This window comes from Streptomyces liliifuscus (assembly GCF_016598615.1).
Lineage (GTDB): Bacteria > Actinomycetota > Actinomycetes > Streptomycetales > Streptomycetaceae > Streptomyces > Streptomyces liliifuscus.
Genome location: NZ_CP066831.1, coordinates 7,471,817 through 7,487,689 on the forward strand (window position 1 = coordinate 7,471,817; position 15,873 = coordinate 7,487,689).

Genomic DNA, 15,873 nt, shown 5'->3' on the forward strand with positions numbered 1-15,873 from the left:
TCACGCCCATCAACGCTCACTGACACCGGCCGACACCCAAGGAATCCATGAACAACGCTGTGAACGACGGGGGCGGGGCAGGGGTCTGGTCGGCGACCGGATTCCACCCCGGGACCAAGGCCGGGGCCGACGCGGTCCCCGGCGCCGGAAGCCCGTCCGGGACACCGGGCGGAGCCGACGGTGACATCTGGTCCGGATGCTGGGTCGCCGAGCGGCTCGGCGTCGAACTCGTCGGGGACGAGGGGCTCGGCGAGCTGCTCGGGCTCGCGCTGCGGCGCAACCCCAAGCGGGCCCATCTGCTCGTGTCGCACGTGCTCGGCAAGCACATACCCCAGTCGCCCGCCGTGGTGTACGGGTACGGCTTCGCGCTCGGCCTCCGGGTGCGCGACCTGCTCGGCGAGGACGAGGCGCGCCGGGCCGTCGTCCTCGGGTACGCCGAGACGGCCACGGGGCTCGGACACTCCGTCGCGGACGGTGTGGGCCTCGCGCCCTGCCTCCACTCGACCCGGCGCCCGGTCGACGGTGTCGCACGGGCGGGCGGCTTCGAGGAGTCCCACTCGCACGCCACCTCGCACCTGCTGCTCCCGGAGAACCCCGGCCTGCTGGCGGGCGACGGCCCGCTGGTCCTCGTCGACGACGAGTTCTCCACCGGCAACACCATCCTCAACACCATCCGTGACCTGCACGAACGCTATCCGCGCGACCGGTACGTCATAGTCGCCCTGGTCGACATGCGCTCGGCCGCGGACTCCGGACGCCTGGACGACCTCGCCCGCGAGATCGGCGCCCGAGTGGACCTCGTGACGGCCGCCTCCGGCACCGTACGGCTCCCCGAGGGCGTGCTGGAGAAGGGGCAGGCGCTGGTCGCGCGGTACGAGTCCGAGGCGCAGGCCTCCGCCTCGGAGGCGCGGGAAGCGCAAGAGGCCCAGGGGGAGCCCGCCCGGCCGGTCCTCCGTGTCGAGCTGGGATGGCCCGCGGGGATACCCGACGGCGGACGGCACGGCTTCACGCCCGACCACCGCGTACGCCTGGAGGGCGCCCTGCCCGCCATGGCGGCCCGTATCGCCGACGCGCTTCCGTCCGACGCCCGCCGCGTCCTCGTCCTCGGCTTCGAGGAACTGATGTACGCGCCGCTGCGGCTCGGCGTCGCCCTGGAGAAGCTGACCGACGCCGAGGTCCGCTACTCCACGACCACCCGCTCCCCGGTGCTCGCCGTCGACGACCCCGGCTACGCGATCCGCACCCGGCTCGTCTTCCCCGCCCACGACGACCCCGCCGACGGCCCAGGCGAGCGCTACGCCTACAACGTCGCGGGCGCCGGCTTCGACGCCGTCGTCGCCGTGGTCGACTCCGCCGCCGACACGCCCGAACTGCACGCTCCCGACGGCCTCCTGGCGCGGCTCTCCGCGCACACGCCGAGCGTGCTGCTCGCCGTCGTCCCCTCGTACGCGCCGGCACGGCCGTCCACTGCGTCGCCCACTGAAAGGCCATCCATGCTGCCCGAGCCCCTCCGTGGCCCCGACTTCTCCTCGTACGCACCTGACGAGGTCGGCTGGCTGCTGCAGGATCTCTCGGACACGAAGCTGGAGGCACCGACCGAGGAGCGCGAGGAGGCCATCCAGAGCGGCGGCGCCCACTACGCGGAGTCGCTCCCGGTGGAGTACCAGCCGAGCGAGGCGTACCAGGAGCTGTTCCACAACGCGCTCGCCGTCTCGGCCACCCGTATCGCCCAGGCCGTCGGCGTCGTCACGGAGACCGTGCTCGCCGAGCGGTCGCCGCGCCCCGTCCTCGTGTCGCTCGCCCGCGCCGGCACCCCCGTCGGCGTCCTGATGCGCCGCTGGGCCCAGCACCGGCACGGCCTGGAACTCCCGCACTACGCCGTCTCCATCGTGCGTGGCCGCGGCATCGACGCCAACGCGCTGCGCTGGCTGGCCGCCCACCACGACCCGGCCGACATCGTGTTCGTGGACGGCTGGACCGGCAAGGGCGCCATCACCCGCGAACTCACCCAGGCCGTCGAGGAGTTCGAGGCCTCCGACGGCATCACCGGCTTCGACCCGGAGATAGCGGTCCTCGCCGACCCCGGCTCCTGCGTGCGCACCTACGGCACCCGCGAGGACTTCCTCATCCCCTCCGCCTGCCTCAACTCGACCGTCTCCGGCCTCATTTCGCGTACGGTCCTCCGTGCCGACCTGGTCGGGGAGCACGACTACCACGGCGCGAAGTTCTACCGCGAACTCGCCGACGTGGACGTCTCCGTCGAATTCCTGGACGCCGTCTCCGCCCGCTTCGACGAGGTGGGCGACGCGGTGGACGACCGGGTCAAGGAACTGCTCGCCACCGACCGCACCCCGACCTGGGAGGGCTGGGCGGCGGTCGAGCGGATCAGCGAGGAGTACGGCATCCACGACGTGAACCTCGTCAAGCCGGGCGTCGGCGAGGCGACCCGCGTGCTGCTGCGCCGCGTCCCCTGGAAGATCCTCGCCCGGGCCGGAGCGGGCGCCGACCTCGACCATGTACGCCTGCTCGCCGAGCAGCGGGGCGTACCCGTCGAGGAGGTGGCCGAACTCCCGTACACCTGCGTCGGGTTGATCCACCCCAAGTACACGCGCGGAGCGACCGGTGCCGACGGCAAGGCGGTGACGGTCTGATGACGAACACCGCCGAGACGACGAACTCCGGTTCGCTGCCCACCTCTTCACCTTCGCCCAAGGTGCTGGTCGCCAGCGATCTCGACCGCACGCTCATCTACTCCTCGGCCGCACTGGCCCTGACCATGCCGGACGCGCGGGCGCCCCGGCTGCTCAGCGTCGAGGTGCACGAGAGCAAGCCGCTGTCCTACATGACCGAGACCGCGGCCGGACTCCTCGCCGAACTCGGTGACGTGGCCGACTTCGTACCGACCACCACCCGCACCCGCAAGCAGTACCAGCGCATCCAACTCCCGGGCCCCGCCCCGAAGTACGCGATCTGCGCGAACGGCGGCCACCTGCTCGTCGACGGTGCGACGGACCCCGACTGGCATGCCTCGGTGACCGAGCGCCTCGCCCGCGAGTGCGCCCCGCTCGACGAGGTGCGCGAGCACATGGAGGCCACCGCCGACCCGGCCTGGGTACGCAAGCACCGCCTCGCCGAGGACCTCTTCGTATACCTCGTCGTCGAGCGCGAACTGCTTCCCGAGGACTGGGTGAAGGAACTGGCCGTCTGGGCGGAGAACCGCGGCTGGACGGTCTCCCTCCAGGGCCGCAAGATCTACGCCGTACCGAAGCCGCTCACCAAGAGCGCCGCGATGCGGGAGGTCGCCCGCCGCACGGGAGCGACCCTCACCCTCGCGGCCGGGGACTCCCTCCTCGACGCCGACCTCCTCCTGGCCGCGGACCGCGGCTGGCGCCCCGGCCACGGCGAACTGGCCGACGCCGGGTGGACGGCGCCCGGGATCACCGCCCTTCCGGAACGGGGGGTCGCCGCCGGCGAGCGGATCCTGAGGGAGTTTCTGCGGGAGGCCCGGTAGGGCTGTCGGTAGGGCTGCTGGTAGGGGTGGGTGGCGGAGGCGGTTGACCGGCGGGCTTCGGTAGGGGGGCCTGAACGGCGGCTGCGGACGGCTCAGGCAGCCACCTTCTCCTCGTCCCCGGTCTGCCCCTCCTTCGCGCGGCGCCGCCCGCCCCGGCCCGGCCTGAACAGCCGTACGCCCGCGAAGAGAAGCACCGCGAGCACCGCCCCCACCAGCACGACCTTCGAGTACGTCGACACATAGCCGGTGACCTGCGACCAGTTCTCGCCGAGCAGATAGCCGGCGAGGACGAAGACGGTGTTCCAGATCGCGCTGCCCAGCGTGGTCAGGCCGAGGAACACGGACAGACGCATGCGTTCGACGCCCGCGGGCACGGAGATCAGGCTGCGGAAGATCGGGATCATCCGGCCGAAGAACACGGCCTTGGTGCCGTGGCGGGAGAACCACGCCTCCGTCTTCTCGATGTCCGAGACCTTCACCAGCGGCAGCCGGGCCGCGATCGCCACCGTACGGTCGCGGCCGAGCAGCGCCCCCACGCCGTACAGCGCGAGCGCGCCTATGACCGAGCCGGCCGTAGTCCACAGCAGGGCCGCGAACAGGTTCATCTGCCCGGTGCTCGCCGCGAACCCCGCGAGCGGCAGGATGACCTCGCTCGGCAGGGGTGGGAAGAGGTTCTCCAAGGCGATGGCGATGCCCGCGCCCGGCGCCCCGAGCGTGTCCATGAGGCTGTTGATCCACTGCGGAGCACTGTTGTCCGGCGCGGCGGCTGCGATGGCTGTCATGCCCCCACGCTAGAAAACCGAAGCTGAAGAGAGCCTGAGGACGATTGCGGGGGGCCTGGTCCTTGTGGCGGACGACGGCAGGGATCCGTGCGGTGGACGACGACAGGGATCCACGTGCGGTGGACGACGGACGACGGCAGGGTTCCGTGCGGTCGTCCTCGGGGATCCGCGCGGTCCCGGTGGGTCAGCCGCAGCAGCCCCCGCCGCAGCAACCGCCTCCGCCCCCGCCACCGGCGCTGGGGCGGGGTGCGGGCGCCGAGGCCGAGCCGCCGACCGCGACCGTCGACAGCAGCTTCACCGTGTCGTCGTGGCCGGCCGGGCAGGCCGCGGGCGCGGACGACTCGGCCATCGGACGGCTCTTCTCGAAGGTGTCTCCGCAGGTCCGGCAGCGGTACTCGTAGCGAGGCATGGGCACAGGTTAGCGGGTGCTCCGCCCGTCTCCCATGGGCCCACCTTCGGGGGGAGTGGTTCGGCTCTCCGAGAGGGCGGGGTTGCCCTTGGCTCCGGGCAGGGCGCTCGCCCGGAGGTCCGCGCCGGCCCGCAGTCGCTGTTCGCGGGCGGCCTGCTCGGGGTGGCGGGAGCGCCAGTACGGGTTGTCGTGCGGCAGGGCCGAGCCGACACGTCCGTACATCCCGAAGAACATCAGCATCACGCCGACCACAAAGCTGAACAGCACGTTCTGGATGCGGAAGGCGAGGAAGTTGAAGCCCGTGTCGAGGAGGGCGAGGTTCACGAAGCCGCTGAGGATGAACAGGACACCGAGGATCATGTTGAGCGTCGAGGCGACATTGCCGCCGATCACCATGCCCACGAAGAGCAGCAGCCCGACACAGATCGACAGCACGCTCAGCGCGCCGTTGGTGTTCAGCCCCGCGACGGTGTCCCCGCCGGTGTCGAAGAAGCCGACCTTGTCGATCAGCCCCAGGATGCCGAAGGCGAGCAGCACAAGACCCATCAGCCCCGCGCCGACCCGGTAGAACTTGCTGAGACGGTGATCGACCGGCAGATGCTCATCGAGCCTGATCCGCCGCCTCGGCGCCGTACGAAGCACGTGCGTGGCCATATCCGCCTCCTCGGGTCCGAGCGGAGGCCGTACCTATCCTCAGCATCCGCCCCGGACGCCCGAACCGCCACACTTGAAGCAGACCTGAAAGACGCCGGGTAACCGGAGCGCCCCAAAGGGGCGCGGGGAACTGCGCGCCAAGCCCCCACGGCCCCGCACATACGCCACGGCCTGCATGGAATGCGCAACCCCCACGGCCCCGCACATCACCCACGGTCCGTATGCCATGCATCAGCCGCCCCACGGCCCCGCGCGCATTTCACCCGCCCCCGGCGGAGCGCTCACGCTCCGCCCCCACGCTCCTCACGAATCTGCGAAACCACCCGGCCCACAGTCCTCCGCACACCCTCCAGCTCGGTCAGGAAGTGCCAGTAGTCGGGATGCCGCCCCTCCAACGTCCCGATCGCACGCTCCAGCCGGGCCACCGATTCGTCGAGCGGCCGCGCATGCTGCGGGTCGGGCGTATTGCGCCCCGACATGGCCAACCGCTGCGCGTCCCGGATGGCGAACCGCGTGCGGTCGATCTCCCGCTGAGGGTCCTTCGACACCTCGTTCAGCCGCCGCAACCGGTCGCCGGCCGCGGACACGGCCTCGTCGGTCGTGTTCAGCAGCGCCCGGACCGTGGACAACAGCGACGTGGCGTCCGCCCACCGCTGCTCGTCCCGCGCGGTCCGCGCCTCCGCGAGCTTCCGCTCGGCCTGCCGGACGGTGTCCGCGGACTGGTCGGGCACATGCTGCAGGTCCTGCCAGCAGGAGGCCGAGAACCGCCGACGCAGCTCGCTCAGCACGGGCTCCACCTGCCCGGACCGCGTGGTGAGCGCCTGCGCGCGGGTCCGCAGCGAGACGAGGCGCCGGTCGATCTCGGCGGCCCGCTCCGGCAGCCGCTCGGCCTCCGCGCGGACCGCCTCGGCGTCCCGCGCGACCCGGTCGGCGCGCTCCAGCGTCTCCGGTACGCCGTGCTGTCCCGCGCCCTGGTTCAGCTTGGTGAGCTCCGGGGCGAGGGCGGCGAGCCGGGCGGCGAGGTCGTCGGCCTTGAGCTCCGTACCCCGTACGGCGTCGAGTGCGTTCGACGCGGCGAGCAGGGACTGGCGGGCGCGCTCGACGGCCGGGGCGAGGCGGGCCAGCTGTGTCTCCGCCTTGCCGAGGAGGGGGCCGAGCCCCTGCTCGAAGCGGTCCAGCTCCTGCTTGACCCGGGCGAGCTCGTCCTTGGCCTTCGTCAGCTCGGTGCGCGCGTGGGCGGCGACGGAGGCCTCGAGGTCGTCCCGGTCGAGGTCGTGGGCGTCGACCGCGCCGATGTACGTACGACTGGCCTCGTCGATGCGGCGGCCGAGCGCGTCGAAGTCGGAGACCGCGCGGCGGGCGGCGGGGGAGTCGTCGACGGCCGTGATCGTCTCGATCGAGATCCGCAGATCGCGCTGCGCGGTGTCGAGCTCGTAGAACGCGGCCGCCGCGGCGTCCTTCGCCGCCTGGGCCTCGGCCCGCTGACTCTCGGAGCGCCCGCCGAACCATCGCCGGGTGCCGCCGCCGGCGAACGCGGCGGGCAGCGTGAGCGCGAGCAGCGGGAGCGGAAGAAGCACCAGGGCCAGCAGGTCGCGGCCAGCACCACGCGCCCCCGTGCGCCCGAACCAGGCACGGGGGCGAGGAACTTGCTGTGCGCATGGCACAAACGGTGTGTACGGCTGCGAAGGTGTCGCCGTCACTTCCCTCTCCCGTGCTGTCATCCGTCCTGCCCCGTGTCATTCTCCCACCAGGTAAGGACGAACACACGGGCCGGTTAGTTCGCGGTACGCACGGTGACTTTCCCGTCCTTCGTGTGGGCGGACACCACATGCGAGCTGCCCTCGTCACGGGGCACGGACACATCCACTGCGCCGTCGTCGGTCCCGGTGGTGACGCGGTACGTCGCCTTCGGCAGCCCGATGGTCAGGGAACCGTCGTCCCCGCGCACCGAGACCCGGTCCGGTACGACGGTGAGGTCGAGCCGCACCGACCCGTCCTGCGTGTTCACGTCCACCCGCCGCGAGTCGACGCCGGTCGCCTCGACCGAGCCGTCGTCGGTACGCAGAGTGAGCGCCCCGGCCACGTCCTCGACCCGTACGGAGCCGTCCTTCGTGTGGATGTCCAGAGAGTCCTTGAAACCGTCGGCCTTCACGCTGCCGTCGTCGTCCCTCACGACGACCGCCACGTCACGCGGCACCTCGATGCGGTGCTTGGCCGAGCAGTCGGAGACCACACCCGAGCAGTGCATACGGAGCTTGAGGGTGTCGTCCTTCATCGCCCAGGTCACCTTGGGGTCCCCACCGATCGCGACCCGGCCCTCGAACCAGCGCGTCACCTGGACCTTGTCGACGTCCGCGGCGACCAGTTCGAGCGCCGAGTCGTCGGAGTCCACGGTCAGCGTCCGCCCACTGAGCGCGAAGGCCCGCTTCTCCGGATCCTTGTCGTCCCCCGCACTGGCCCCGCATCCGGTGGCGAACACGCCGACAGCCACGACCCCCACACCGACGGCGACAATCGAACGCCGCCGCCCACCGCTCCTCGAAGGCCGCTTGCTCAAAGATCGCTGAACACCACTCATGACAGGACTCCCCCGCACTCGAACGCCCTTGGCCCCACGCTGTGACCCGGACATACTTCGACCGTACGGAGCCGGGGCCCACCGGGGGATCCGGGCCACTCCCGGATCGGGGGTGGGGTAAACCCCCGCATCAGAGGGGGGCCGGGCCGGGCGCGGGACCAGCCTCTGTCCCGCGGTAACGGGTTTGCGGGGCACCGCCCCGGGCAATGTAGGCTGTCGACTCGTCCCGGGCGCGTAGCTCAGCGGTAGAGCGCCGCCCTTACAAGGCGGATGTCGGCGGTTCGAAACCGTCCGCGCCCACCAGTCCCAGGACACGACTAAGGCCCAGGTCGACCGGTGTGAATCCGGTGGTCTGGGCCTTGATCATTGTCGGCGACCGTTCGGCGCCGTGCCACTCGCACGCCAGATGGGCGGCGTGGGGGTCACTCACCTTCCTGACCTGTCTGTCGACGTAGCCGACGATCTGGTGGTCATGCCCGTTGACGAGGTGCAGGCAGATCAGTGCGGCCCGCACGGACGAGTGGCCCATACGGTGCATCAGTTCAAGGACGTTGAACTGGACGAGGCCTCCGAGGCAGGGCGCCGCGCACAGCAGCCCGGCCGTCTGCTACCCAGTCGGAGGCTCGGCGCTCAAAACCGACGAGGCGGCACGGTGTTCCTCGCATACGGCCCACCAACTGTCGCCACCCTTGTCCTCAACATGCACGCTCCACACAGCGTCATTGGGGCATGGAGCGTTCCAAGCACACTTCCCCAGGTGGGACTTTGTACCCGACCGGTGTTTGTTCGCTGTCCATCCGACCGGTGGCCCAAGTAGCTGCATGCTTCCAGTGAAGAGGATGCGGGCCGGCGACCGCAGCCGATTGCCCCGAGCCGGGAGCATCGCTGACTGCCGTTGCCGTCTCGAAACGGATCTCTCAGTCGGGTCGGCGGAACCGTGGTGACATCGATGCGCATCAGCAGTTGTCGGTGTGGTCCAGGATTGCGGTGGTGAGTGGGGCGTGCACCTCACGGGGGAGTGCGTGACCCATGCCAGGTATTTCCACGATGCGTGCGCCACGGATCGCCTGGGCGAGGTGGTGGGCGTGCGGTGGCGGGGCGACCGGTTCGGCCGGGGCAGAGATCACGAGGGTGGGCACGCTGGTCTGCGCCAACTGCTCAGTGCGATCCAGTCCGGAGGTGTCGGCACGGGCGTGCGCGGTGCTCGTGCTGTAGCGCCCAGCGTGTTCGATGACCTTGCGTTCCAGGCCGCGGGCGTACTCGGCGTCGAAGGGAAGCTGGTCGCCGCCCAGGAGCCGCCAGTGCTCAACCCGCCGCTCGAGTTCGGCTTCCAGGCCCCGGTCCTTCACGGGGCGGGCCCACATCTCCAGCAGTCGGGGGGCGATGCCGGGGAGTTCCTCGGGCGGGATCAGTGTTCCGTCCGGGTGCACGTACGGGACAGTGCTGAGTGCGCTCGTGCCGATCAGGGTGGCACTGAGCAGGCGGTCGGGATGGTCGGCGACAAGGAGCTGGGCGAGCATCCCGCCCAGGGACATGCCCACTACATGGGCGCGTTCCATACCGAGACCGTCCAGCGCGGTGACGGCGTCTTCCGCGAGCTGGGTGAGGGGGTAGGGCTGCTGGTCGAACGGCCAGGTGGAGCGGCCGGTGTCGCGATGGTCGTAGCGGATCACGCGATGACGAGAGGCGAGCATGTCCACCAGTTCGTCCGGCCAGCCCAGGCCGGACGCTTGCGCACCCATGATCAACAGAAGTGGAGGCGCATCGGCGGCGCCACGATCCTCCACCCACAGGTGTATGCCGGGCGCCGCGTCGACCAAGCGTTCCATGATGCTCCTCTGGTATCCGAGCTTGCCGATACGAGACGTATCGTATCGCCTATCGCGTCGCCTTCGATGGGGCGGGGGTGAGGCGTCGGCGTCAGGGGGCCGTGCCCGGTCCGAGGGGCTCGGCGGGTGAGCGGCTGTCGGGGCGACGAACTGCTCGATGCCTGTGCGAGGCTCAGGGTGACTTCGATGTTCGAAATAGTGCCCGGCGCAGGTGAGCTGCGAGCCTTGTTCTGGGTCGGCCGGGTCCTCAACAGGTCCGTGTGGCGGGGGCGTTGACCCCGGCCCTCTGTGTCAGCACAATGAGCGCGCACTCTTGAGAGCGCTCTCAGGGCGGGTGCTCCTCGTACGTTCGGCTCGTACGTTTTCAGGGAGAGTCATGGTCGGCAGGCAAGGTTCGGCGTTCGGTCGTCGTGCGCTCATCGGTGGCGGGCTCGGGGTCGCGGGGGTCGCCGTGGTTGGTTCCGGGGTGGCGCATGCCTCCGGGGGGTCCGGTCGGCGGCGTGGGCTCGGGTTCTTGGCTGCTGCCATGGACGGCTATCCGGAGCACGGGAGTGTTCGGCTGGCGCAGAGCTACAGCGATCAGGCGGGGCTCTTCAGTACGGCCTTCACGTACGACAACGCTTTGGCCGTTCTGGCTCAGCTGGCGGGTGGTACCGCCGGTGGGCGGGCCAGAGCCGTGGTGCTTGGTGATGCGTTGCTCTACGCCCAGGAGCACGACCCGGTGTACGACGACGGCAGGTTGCGGCAGGCCTACAACGTCGGGCCGTACACCTTCTTCGACGGGTCGCTGCAGCCGGACGGCTTCGTGCGGGCCGACGGCACCGCCAACGTGGGTACGCAGTTCGGGTTCACGGGTACGGCCGTGGGTGACATGGCCTGGGCGGGGATCGCCCTGAGTGCACTCGCCCGGCGGACCGGGGCCCGTCGTTTTCTTGAGGGCGCCGTGCGGATCGGTACGTGGATCGAGCGGATCGGGCGCACCGACGAACCCCTCGGGGGCTACAAGTTCGGCGTCAACGGGGCCGACGAGAAGTTGCCCTTCACCTCCACCGAGCACAACACCGATCTGGTCTGTCTGTTCGGCCGGCTCGCCCTGCTCACCGGCGACCGGGTGTGGCGGGAGCGGCGTGCGCGGGCCGAGGCCTTCGTCAAGAAGATGTGGGAGCCGGCCGGGGGCTTCTTCTACACCGGCACCAATGACGGGGTGACGGTCAACAAGTCCCCGATCCCCGAGGACACCCAGACCTGGACCCATCTCGCCCTCGACTCCCGCTCGTACTCCCGGTCCTTGGACTGGGCTGCGGCCGAACTCGCCGTGCTCGACCACGCCGACCGGCGGAACAGCACGGTTCCCGCGGGACAGACGTACGAAGGCGTCACCTTCAGCTCCGCCAGTCTGGTGGCGAACGAGGACGCCCCGATCGCCGAGTTCCAGCCCAAGCCCGACCGCAATGGGGTGTGGTTCGAGGGGACCGCTCATCTCGCGCTCGCTCTGCGGGATCGCGACGGGCGTCGTGATGAGGCGAGTGCTCGTCGGCTGGTCGCCAGTATCGAGCGGGCTCAGGATCTGCTCGGCGCCGGGCAGACCGTCGGCGGTCGTGCGCTTCCCGACCGTTCCGGTGTCGTCTCGGCGAGCAGCCCGCTCGACACCGGGTTCGGCTTCGGCTACTACCCGTACCGGCACGTGGGGGCCACCGCGTGGTACCTGCTGGCGGCTACGCGGACCAATCCGCTGCGGGCCTGAGCGGGGCGCGCCGGTCGGGCCGGCCTCATGGGCGAGCGGGTCGTGGGCCTCACGGAGGCTCAGGGGGCTCAGGGGGTGGAGCGGCCCTCCGCGCCCGGCTCCTGTGCCGGTGTCTCCGTCTCCCTTACGTGCTTGAGCGACATCCTCGCGTCCACCTTCTCCGCGGCCGCGACCTCCGCCCAGAAGCGGTGGCAGGTCACGAAGACCGTGAGTTCGCGCTCGCGCTCGCGGAGCTTCTCCACCTCGGCCTGTTCGTCGGCCGTCCAGCCGGGGGAGGCGGGGCGCTCCACCTTGCGCCAGCCGTGGTCGTCGCTGAAGCCGTCCAGGGGCTCGACCGACCAGGGGAGGCGCTTCAAGAGGGCCAGAAGCTCGGCCCGGACCTGATGCAGCTCCTCCTGACCGGCCAGGAGGTCACTCGGGAAGTCATAGGTCGTAGCCACGCGACAATGCTACGCCTGTTCGATTTTGGGATGCGAGTTCCTTGGGGGACTTCACGCGAATGTGTCGCGGCGACGGCCTCCTCCACGGCCACGGCGCACTGTCGGGCTCCTGGCGTTGTCCGACCCCCGTCCTAGGGTGGCCACCATGGACAGCGCAGAGACATCGCAGGTGAGACTGCACGCGTGGGCGGAAGGCGACTTCTGGCTTCTCCAGAGGGCCAACAGCCCCGAGATGACGGAGCACTTGGGCGGTCCGGAGACCGAGGAGAAGCTCATCGACCGGCACCGGCGTTACGTCGGCCTGGGGCCGGGGTGCATGTACCGGGTCACGTCGGCGGACACCGGCGACACCGTGGGCTCGATCGGCTTCTGGGAGCGGGAGTGGCGGGGCCGGAAGGTGTGGGAGACCGGGTGGGGGGTCCTGCCCGAGTTCCAGGGACACGGGTTCGCCGCGGCGGCGGCCCGCGCGGTCGTCGAGGAGGCGCGGGCCGCCGGGGAGCACCGGTACCTTCATGCCTTTCCGAGCGTGGATCACCCCGCGTCGAACGCGGTCTGCCGCAGCGCCGGATTCGAACTGCTCGGTACGGCCGAGTTCGAGTACCCGAAGGGCCACTGGATCACGTCGAACGACTGGCGGGTCGACCTCGGCGAAGGCTGACGCGGGGCTTGGCGGGGAGGTCCGTCCGTCCGGCGTGGGGCTTGGCGCCGGGGCCCGATGTCCATGGTCGTTTCCCGCGCTGTCCGTGGAGGCGTCGCCGTTTCCGGGCGCGATGTCAGTGGCGCGCGCGAGACTGGACGTATGTGCCGCAGCATCAAGACTCTCCGACCGCCCGTCCTGCCCGAAGAGGCCACGGAGGAGGACATCCGCGCCGCCGCGCTCCAGTACGTCCGCAAGGTCTCCGGCTTCCGCGCCCCGGCCGCGCACAACCGCGAGGTCTTCGACCGCGCGGTCGATGCGATCGCCGAGGCGACCGCCGAGCTGCTGGACGGGCTGGAGATACGAGGGCAGACGGCCGCGGGCCGCCAGGCCGACAACCGCCAGGCCGACAACCGCCAGGCCGACAGCCGTCAGGCGGGCTGACCGGCCGACCGGCTTCCGCCGAACAAGGCCTGCCGAATGGCGCTGGTCGATTGGCTTCCGCCGAAAAGGCCTGCCGAGCGGCGCCGGTCGAATGGCGTCCGCCGAACTAAGCCTGTCGGCTGGCGCCCATCGGCGGGCGTCCGCCGAACGAGGCCCGCCGAACGAGGCCCGCCGAACGAGGCCCGTAGAACGAGGCCCGTAGAACGAGGGCCGTACGAGGCGCGCGGCCACTGACCTGGCGTACGCAGCCTTGGTGCGCTCAGCCGCCAGGATGCGCTGAGTCGCCGGTGCGGCCAGCCAGCGGTGCGGCCAGTCAGTGGCGCGCCCACGCGAGGCCGAGCCCATCCGAGGCCGCGTCCACCCGAGGGTGTGCGCATCCGAGGGCGTGCGCATCCCAGGCCGCGTCCACCCGAGGGCACGCCCACCCGAGGGCACGCCCACCCAGGCCGCGTACGCCTCAGGCCTGAGGCGTACGTCTCAGGCACCCGCGTACGTCTCAGGCACCCGGGCCCGACTCAGGCCTCGGGCCCGCCTCAGGCGCCCGGGCCCGCCTCGGGCACCTGTACCTGCACCTGCGCCGGTACCGACACGGCTACGGGCACAGGCACAGGCACAGGCACAGGTGACGGTCGTCGCATCAGGAACGCCGCCCCCGCACCCGCCCCGAAGAGCGCCACCAGTGAGACGCCGGTGGCGAGCCAGGTCGCGCCCAGCCACTGGCCGCCGAAGTAGCCGAGGGCGACGCTGTACGCGGCCCAGGCGAGCCCCGCGAGGATCGACCACGGCAGGAATTCGCGGACGCGGCGGTGCGCGGCGCCCGCGCCGAGCGAGACGACCGAGCGGCCCGCGGGCGCGAAGCGGGCCAGCACGACCAGGGCGCCACCACCGCGGGCGAGCGCCGCGCCGAGACGTTCCTGCGCACCTCGCAGACGGCGGGAGCGGGCGATGGCGCGGTCCAGGCGCTCCCCGCCGCGCCAGGCCAGCCGGTACGCCACCAGGTCGCCGAGGACCGAGGCGGTCGCGGCGCAGAGGGTCAGCGCGAGGAGGTCGGGCACGTGCGCGGTCGGGATGTCCGGCACATGCACGGCAGCCGCACCGGTACCGGCCGCGGCCGCCGTCGCCGCCGTGATGACGAGGACGCCGCTCGGCAGTACCGGCAGAAAGACGTCGAACAGGACCGACAGAGCCACCACGGCATAGATCCATTGGCTGTAGATCCAAGGGCTGCCTGACAGCGACCCCACACTCTCAAGCACCCGAACTCCCCTGTGTCTCCCCCGTAGGCCCGAACCGTGCCGTGAATGCCGCGATGTCGCGGGGGAGCGGCAGGAGCGGCCTGTGACAGCCATACAGCGTACGCCTCGGGTCCGACAGGAGATCCACAGGGGGCACGTACGTTCGCCACATCATGTTCACCCGGCTGCCGCTTCCCGGCGGGCGGGCCCGCGCCGCGTCCCGTACCAACGGAGAGGGGCGACCAATGGTGTGAGGAGCGGAACCGGCGATGGTGTCAGGGATAGCGGCAGGGCGAGCGGTACGAAAACCGCGAACAGTTCGGACAGCTCGGACAGCTCGGACAGGAAGAGTGGGGCTCGCCGTCGTGGTGTTGGCGTCGGCCGCGCTCGCGACCGGCGCGGGCGGTGCGTACGGTGCGAATGGCGGCGACGGCGGCACGGTCGAGCCGGGCGGCAGTGCCGCCGGTGGCGGCGGTACCGGCGGCAAGCACGGCTACTCGATGCGGACCGACGCCCGTTTCGCCCCGCCCGGCGCCTTCGTCCCGTCGGCGGCCGTCACGTACGACATGAGGCTCGTGCCCGCCGGATCGTGGATCGAGGTGGGTCAGCGCAGTGCGGAGCGTGGTGCCACGACGGTGAAGCTGCGGGTGACCGGGCTGAAGGCGGGACACGAGTACGGCGCGCATGTGCACCGGAAGCCGTGCGGCGCCGATCCGGCCGCCGCGGGCGGGCACTACCAGCACCGGCCGTCCACGAACCCCGCCGATGTGAACCCCGACAACGAGGTGTGGCTCGACTTCACGGCCGATGCGCGCGGGATGGGTGCGGCGAGTGCGCGCCACGACTGGAACTTCCGGTTCGGTGAGGCCGGGTCCGTCGTGCTGCACGGTGAACAGGGCGGCTCGGGCGTGCGGTTGGCCTGCTTCAGCGTGCCCTTCGGCTGGGCCGCGTGAGCGCTCCGCCGGGTCCGGTGCGTCACCTGCGGGTGCGTCGTGGCTGGTCGCGCTGTTCCCCGCGCCCCTGAAAAGCAATCCCCGCGCCCCTGAAAGGGGCGCGGGGTGCCGGCCGTCAGGCCGTGACCGGCTTCGAGGAGCGCTTCCCGTCCGACGGGGAGGACGCGGACGAGGACGAGCGGCCCTTGAACAGGCGGTCGAGGCCGAAGGCGCCCGAGCCGGTGAAGACCAGCAGGAGCATCGACCAGGAGTACATGGCCGCGCCCTCGCCGTTGTTCCGGATCGGCCAGAGGTGCTCGGGCTGGTGGACCTTGAAGTACGCGTAGGCCATCGCGCCCGACGCGATGAACGCCGCGACGCGGGTGCCGAGGCCGAGCAGGACCAGGCTGCCGCCGACGAGCTCGATGACGGCCGCGTACCAGTTGGGCCAGGCGCCGGTCTCGACGGTGGAGCCCTTGCCGTCCAGTCCGCCGAGTACGCCGAGGAGCGAGACGGCGCCGTGGCAGGTGAAGAGCAGGCCGATGACGATCCGGAACAGGCCGATGGCGTACGGCTGGGCGCTGTTGAGGCGTCCGGTCATGTGGGGAGAACTCCTTCGGTCAGGATCCGGTCCGGAAAGGGACCGGTGTGGGGGACGGAACCGAGTGAGTGCTCAAC

Annotated in this window: 15 protein-coding genes and 1 tRNA gene; 7 read left to right on the plus strand and 9 right to left on the minus strand. The window is 71.0% G+C overall.

Features of this window, described 5'->3' with window-relative positions; translation table 11 throughout:
• Positions 1 to 47 precede the first annotated feature (47 nt).
• Both JEQ17_RS32170 and JEQ17_RS32175 read left to right on the plus strand, forming a co-directional pair.
• Positions 48 to 2,651: a phosphoribosyltransferase gene (locus tag JEQ17_RS32170; RefSeq protein ID WP_200398441.1), complete on the plus strand. Its 2,604-nt coding sequence runs from the start codon at positions 48 to 50 to the stop codon at positions 2,649 to 2,651.
• Complete coding sequence (locus JEQ17_RS32175; protein ID WP_234048457.1) at positions 2,651 to 3,511, plus strand: HAD family hydrolase; 861 nt, start codon at positions 2,651 to 2,653, stop codon at positions 3,509 to 3,511. Before JEQ17_RS32170 ends, JEQ17_RS32175 begins: the two co-directional genes overlap by 1 nt.
• Positions 3,512 to 3,603: 92 nt before the next feature.
• Here JEQ17_RS32175 and JEQ17_RS32180 read toward each other — a convergent pair whose 3' ends face one another.
• From JEQ17_RS32180 to JEQ17_RS32200, 5 genes are all read right to left on the minus strand, one after another.
• Positions 3,604 to 4,293 carry a DedA family protein gene (locus tag JEQ17_RS32180; RefSeq protein ID WP_200398443.1) on the minus strand — a complete coding sequence of 230 codons (690 nt, stop codon included), beginning with the start codon at positions 4,291 to 4,293 and terminating at the stop codon, positions 3,604 to 3,606.
• 184 nt (positions 4,294 to 4,477) lie between these two features.
• The gene (locus tag JEQ17_RS32185; RefSeq protein WP_055616513.1) at positions 4,478 to 4,702 is read right to left on the minus strand and encodes an FmdB family zinc ribbon protein; all 225 of its coding nucleotides are present in this window, start codon (positions 4,700 to 4,702) and stop codon (positions 4,478 to 4,480) included.
• Positions 4,703 to 4,711: 9 nt separating this feature from the next.
• Positions 4,712 to 5,356, minus strand: a complete 645-nt coding sequence (locus JEQ17_RS32190) for a DUF4383 domain-containing protein (protein ID WP_200398445.1) — start codon at positions 5,354 to 5,356, stop codon at positions 4,712 to 4,714.
• Positions 5,357 to 5,637: 281 nt separating this feature from the next.
• Complete coding sequence (locus JEQ17_RS32195) at positions 5,638 to 7,056, minus strand: hypothetical protein (protein WP_200398447.1); 1,419 nt, start codon at positions 7,054 to 7,056, stop codon at positions 5,638 to 5,640.
• Between the two features lie 74 nt (positions 7,057 to 7,130).
• Positions 7,131 to 7,847: a DUF4097 family beta strand repeat-containing protein gene (locus JEQ17_RS32200; RefSeq protein WP_200398449.1), complete on the minus strand. Its 717-nt coding sequence runs from the start codon at positions 7,845 to 7,847 to the stop codon at positions 7,131 to 7,133.
• A 315-nt stretch (positions 7,848 to 8,162) separates the two neighbouring features.
• Between JEQ17_RS32200 and JEQ17_RS32205 the strand changes: the two genes are divergently transcribed.
• A tRNA-Val gene (locus tag JEQ17_RS32205) sits at positions 8,163 to 8,237 on the plus strand.
• 653 nt (positions 8,238 to 8,890) lie between these two features.
• Here the strand turns inward: JEQ17_RS32205 and JEQ17_RS32210 are convergent.
• The gene (locus tag JEQ17_RS32210) at positions 8,891 to 9,763 is read right to left on the minus strand and encodes an alpha/beta fold hydrolase (RefSeq protein ID WP_200398451.1); all 873 of its coding nucleotides are present in this window, start codon (positions 9,761 to 9,763) and stop codon (positions 8,891 to 8,893) included.
• Positions 9,764 to 10,139: 376 nt separating this feature from the next.
• Between JEQ17_RS32210 and JEQ17_RS32215 the strand changes: the two genes are divergently transcribed.
• Positions 10,140 to 11,507 carry a Tat pathway signal sequence domain protein gene (locus tag JEQ17_RS32215; protein ID WP_200398453.1) on the plus strand — a complete coding sequence of 456 codons (1,368 nt, stop codon included), beginning with the start codon at positions 10,140 to 10,142 and terminating at the stop codon, positions 11,505 to 11,507.
• A 68-nt stretch (positions 11,508 to 11,575) separates the two neighbouring features.
• Here the strand turns inward: JEQ17_RS32215 and JEQ17_RS32220 are convergent, their stop codons facing one another.
• On the minus strand, positions 11,576 to 11,947 hold the full coding sequence (locus JEQ17_RS32220; RefSeq protein ID WP_200398455.1) for a hypothetical protein: 372 nt from the start codon (positions 11,945 to 11,947) through the stop codon (positions 11,576 to 11,578).
• Positions 11,948 to 12,092: 145 nt separating this feature from the next.
• Between JEQ17_RS32220 and JEQ17_RS32225 the strand changes: the two genes are divergently transcribed.
• Positions 12,093 to 12,605, plus strand: a complete 513-nt coding sequence (locus JEQ17_RS32225; RefSeq protein ID WP_200398457.1) for a GNAT family N-acetyltransferase — start codon at positions 12,093 to 12,095, stop codon at positions 12,603 to 12,605.
• Positions 12,606 to 12,746: 141 nt separating this feature from the next.
• The gene (locus JEQ17_RS32230; RefSeq protein WP_200398459.1) at positions 12,747 to 13,028 is read left to right on the plus strand and encodes a DUF2277 domain-containing protein; all 282 of its coding nucleotides are present in this window, start codon (positions 12,747 to 12,749) and stop codon (positions 13,026 to 13,028) included.
• A 533-nt stretch (positions 13,029 to 13,561) separates the two neighbouring features.
• On the opposite strand, the gene JEQ17_RS32235 is transcribed toward JEQ17_RS32230, so the two are convergent.
• On the minus strand, positions 13,562 to 14,284 hold the full coding sequence (locus JEQ17_RS32235) for a DedA family protein (RefSeq protein ID WP_200398461.1): 723 nt from the start codon (positions 14,282 to 14,284) through the stop codon (positions 13,562 to 13,564).
• Positions 14,285 to 14,613: 329 nt separating this feature from the next.
• On the opposite strand from JEQ17_RS32235, the gene JEQ17_RS32240 reads away from it, so the two are divergent.
• Positions 14,614 to 15,216, plus strand: coding sequence for a superoxide dismutase family protein (locus tag JEQ17_RS32240; protein WP_234048458.1), 603 nt, complete (start codon positions 14,614 to 14,616; stop codon positions 15,214 to 15,216).
• A gap of 115 nt (positions 15,217 to 15,331) precedes the next feature.
• Here JEQ17_RS32240 and JEQ17_RS32245 read toward each other — a convergent pair whose 3' ends face one another.
• Positions 15,332 to 15,796 carry a DoxX family protein gene (locus JEQ17_RS32245; RefSeq protein ID WP_200398465.1) on the minus strand — a complete coding sequence of 155 codons (465 nt, stop codon included), beginning with the start codon at positions 15,794 to 15,796 and terminating at the stop codon, positions 15,332 to 15,334.
• Positions 15,797 to 15,873 lie beyond the last annotated feature (77 nt).